Here is a 3612-nt window from a genome sequence, read left to right as displayed (position 1 = left end):
GAATAAAAGACGTCAATATTTGATATGTTATATCGTTTAGTTTTGGTGGAAAATGCAAACAATTCTATTTCTCATGCTGTTTTTATAAATAGTGCTCATTTCAGATAGCCTACCTCAATAACTTTTTCATCAATAAAGACAAAATTAGTCAATTCCTATAACATTCTTCTCAGAGTTAAATATAATCAAATAGTGTCACTATAATAAAAAAATAATGTTATCCATGTAGTAACTTTAAGGTGGATGTATGGCAAAGAGAAGAGTGAAAGCTCTGCAGATCTCAGTATTATGTGGGCTGATGGCGATGCAGTTCCCTGCATTTTCCGCAGCAGAAAATACGCAGCAAAACAGTATGGAAATTCAACAGCCTCAATCAGTCGTCGCTGAAGAGGTGAGTAAAGTCACGGCAAAAGAGAGCTTGGAAAAGCTTAACGCATCTTTGCCTGTAGAAACAAAATTGGTGTTTGCGGACCAGTTGGCAAAAATTTATGCAGACAGGCAAATGCAATTGTTATGGCAAGATGAAACAGCAATTAGTCAGTTTCAACAACAATTAGCCGAGCTTGCCTTAGCGGGTTTCCAACCTCAATTTAGCGAATGGTTAGTTTCATTGGAAAATAGCCAGCTGAGCGAAATGGGGCGTGATGCTATTTTATCCGACGCTATGTTGGGTTATTTACAGTATCTTTCTTCTGTTGAGTCAACGGGACAATATTGGTTATACACCAGCCGCCCTTATAAAATTATTGCACCGACTGCGGCACAAATGAAACCGTGGTTAGAGGCTGAATCTGAACATCGTCTGGGTGAGTGGGTGAAGGCTCAAGCACCGAAACACGCGATGTATCAACCGATGCGTAAAGAGATGCTAAAACAGCTCGCATTGCCGGAGGATACGTTAGAAATTACGGGTACAAAAGCATTAAAACCGGGGCAAGCCAGTGATGATGTTATTACGCTCCGTGAGATTTTAGTGCGAGATGGATTATTGGAAGCCTCTGCGGTTGGTGAAGCCGTTGATGCATCCGCACCGCCAGAAGAGATCAATAAAGTCACCGCCAATGCCCGTGTGTATAGCGATGACTTAGTGGACGCAGTGAAAAAATTTCAGCTTCAATATGGTTTAGAAGCAGATGGTGTGATTGGTAAAGGCACGCGCGTTTGGCTCAATATGCAGCCAAAACAAAAAGCGGGGCTGATGGCACTGAATATTCAGCGTTTACGTATTGTGCCGGAAAGTAGCGGTACTGGAATCTTGGTGAATATTCCTGCGTACACATTGGATTTTTATCTGAATAACGACATCATTTTGGATTCGAAAGTGATTGTTGGACGTGCAGATCGTAAAACGCCAATTATGAGCAGCGCACTGAATAATGTGGTGATTAACCCACCTTGGAGCGTGCCAACAAGTTTGGCGCGTAAGGATATTGCACCGAAAGGTAAAATGGATCCAAGCTACTTTAGCCGTAAAGGCTATACGGTTTATTCAGGTTGGGGGCAAGATGCTTATGAAATTGACCCTTATACAATCGACTGGGAAAATATTACGCCAGCAAATTTCCCTTATCGCATTCGTCAAGCACCAGGCTCAAGTAACTCTTTAGGGCGTTATAAGTTTAATATGCCAAGCTCAGATGCGATTTATTTGCATGATACACCAAACCATAGCTTGTTTAATAAAAATGCCCGAGCAATCAGTTCAGGCTGTGTTCGCGTAAATAAAGCTAGTGAGCTAGCGACGATATTATTGGGGGATGCAGGTTGGGCTCAGACTCGTATTGATGGGGCACTAAAAGAAGGTTCAACACGTTATGTGAATATTCCTGACCGTATTCCTGTGTACCTTTATTATCAAACTGCGTGGGTTGATAAAGATGACCAACCGCAATACCGGGCTGATATCTATCAATATGATGGCAGTATTGATAACGCAGAAAAATATCTTCCTGCAATCAAAGTAATTTTAAAATAGTGACTATTACTCGAGGAGCTTAGGCTCCTCGATGCTATTTCCTGCATTAATTCCTAAATCTTCCTAACAATTCCGTTTTAATATATTTATATATTGAATGCATTGTGTTTACATATAATACGCAGTAAGGAATTAAAGTCGTCTTAATCGGCATGTTATAAGTGATTTCACTCACCTTTTTGCATAAAAGTGATGGATTTTCCTTAATTTACGCAATTCTTTACATAATTATACATTAAAGCTAAATATCCTTTGCTAGACTGATGAAGTTGAAATGTATATTTACCGAATAATTAACACCTGAGTTATCACCTATGGATATGATTGATCAAAACCGCAGAAAGTGGTTGGGAATTGGTGCTGCCGCAATCGGTCTGGGACTATTACCTAATCATGTACTTGCTGCAATGAGTACACCTCGCCCAAGAATTTTACGTTTTCAAAACTTAAATACAGGTGAGTTTTTAAAGACCGAATTTTTCGATGGTCGCCGTTATAATAAATCTGAATTAGCTCGCTTAAATCACCTTTTCCGTGATTATCGTTGTGAGAAAGTGAAAACCATTGACCCTAAGTTATTTGACCAAATTTATTTACTGCAAATGATGATGGGAACCAATAAGCCAGTTCAGCTGATTTCGGGTTACCGTTCATTAGAAACGAATAATGCATTGCGTCGTAAGGGCTCAGGTGTGGCTAAACAAAGCTACCATACCCGTGGGCAAGCGATGGATTTCCATATTGAAGGCTTACAGCTAAGTAACATCCGTAAAGCGGCATTAAAAATGAGTGCTGGCGGTGTGGGCTATTATCCGAAAAGCAATTTCATTCATATCGATACAGGTCCAGTGAGAACATGGTAATCTGTGCGTAGGTGACACAGATTATGGAGTGATTGTTCGATGAAATATACTATTATCCCAGTAACCCCGTTTATGCAAAACTGCCAGGTTATCTGGGATGAAACCTCAATGAATGCAGTGATTGTTGATCCCGGTGGTGAGGCTGAAAAGCTGATTGCCGCCATTGAAAGCCGCGGATTAACATTAACAAAAATCTTACTTACCCACGGTCATTCTGACCATATTGGCGCCTCAGCTCCCCTTGCAAAACATTTCGGTGTACCGATTTATGGTCCACAGAAAGAAGATGCGTTCTGGATTGAAAATCTCGCTGAGCAAAATGCGATGTTTTATATCGGTGATTGCCCTGATTTCACACCAGATCATTGGTTAGAAGAGGGGGATAGCATCACGTGTGGAAATATTCAATTTGATGTGCTGCATTGCCCTGGCCATACACCCGGTCACATTGTTTTTGTGAACCATGCTGACAAACTCATCTCCATGGGCGATGTGTTATTTAAAGGTGGTGTCGGGCGCAGCGATTTCCCGCGTGGTAACCATCAAGATCTTATCGCATCGATTAAGAACAAATTACTGCCTCTTGGTGATGATTATCACTTTATTCCGGGACACGGTCCGATGTCCACATTAGGGCATGAGCGTATTTCTAATCCTTTCTTACAGGATGAATTACCGGTTTGGTAAAAATATAAATAAAAGTGCCCCATTTATGGGGCATTTTTATTCCCACCTCTGATAATTAATTCACATTTCTACCATTAAGCTTAATGA

The 3612-nt window shown here is 40.7% G+C and carries 3 protein-coding genes; all 3 read left to right on the top strand.

Going from position 1 to position 3612, the window contains the following annotated elements; translation table 11 throughout:
• The first annotated feature begins 247 nt into the window (after positions 1-247).
• The 3 genes from ldtD to JK188_RS16740 all read left to right on the top strand — a co-directional run bounded on the left by ldtD (position 248) and on the right by JK188_RS16740 (position 3525).
• Positions 248-1975: a L,D-transpeptidase gene (ldtD, locus tag JK188_RS16750; protein ID WP_211885136.1), complete on the top strand. Its 1728-nt coding sequence runs from the start codon at positions 248-250 to the stop codon at positions 1973-1975.
• A 314-nt stretch (positions 1976-2289) separates the two neighbouring features.
• Positions 2290-2838, top strand: coding sequence for a YcbK family protein (locus tag JK188_RS16745; RefSeq protein WP_211885138.1), 549 nt, complete (start codon positions 2290-2292; stop codon positions 2836-2838).
• Positions 2839-2877: 39 nt separating this feature from the next.
• Positions 2878-3525, top strand: coding sequence for an MBL fold metallo-hydrolase (locus JK188_RS16740; protein ID WP_132494500.1), 648 nt, complete (start codon positions 2878-2880; stop codon positions 3523-3525).
• Positions 3526-3612: the final 87 nt, after the last annotated feature.

It is taken from the genome of Providencia sp. JGM181 (assembly GCF_018257375.1).
Lineage (GTDB): Bacteria > Pseudomonadota > Gammaproteobacteria > Enterobacterales > Enterobacteriaceae > Providencia > Providencia lanzhouensis.
This window is presented reverse-complemented; position numbering and strand designations above follow the sequence as displayed.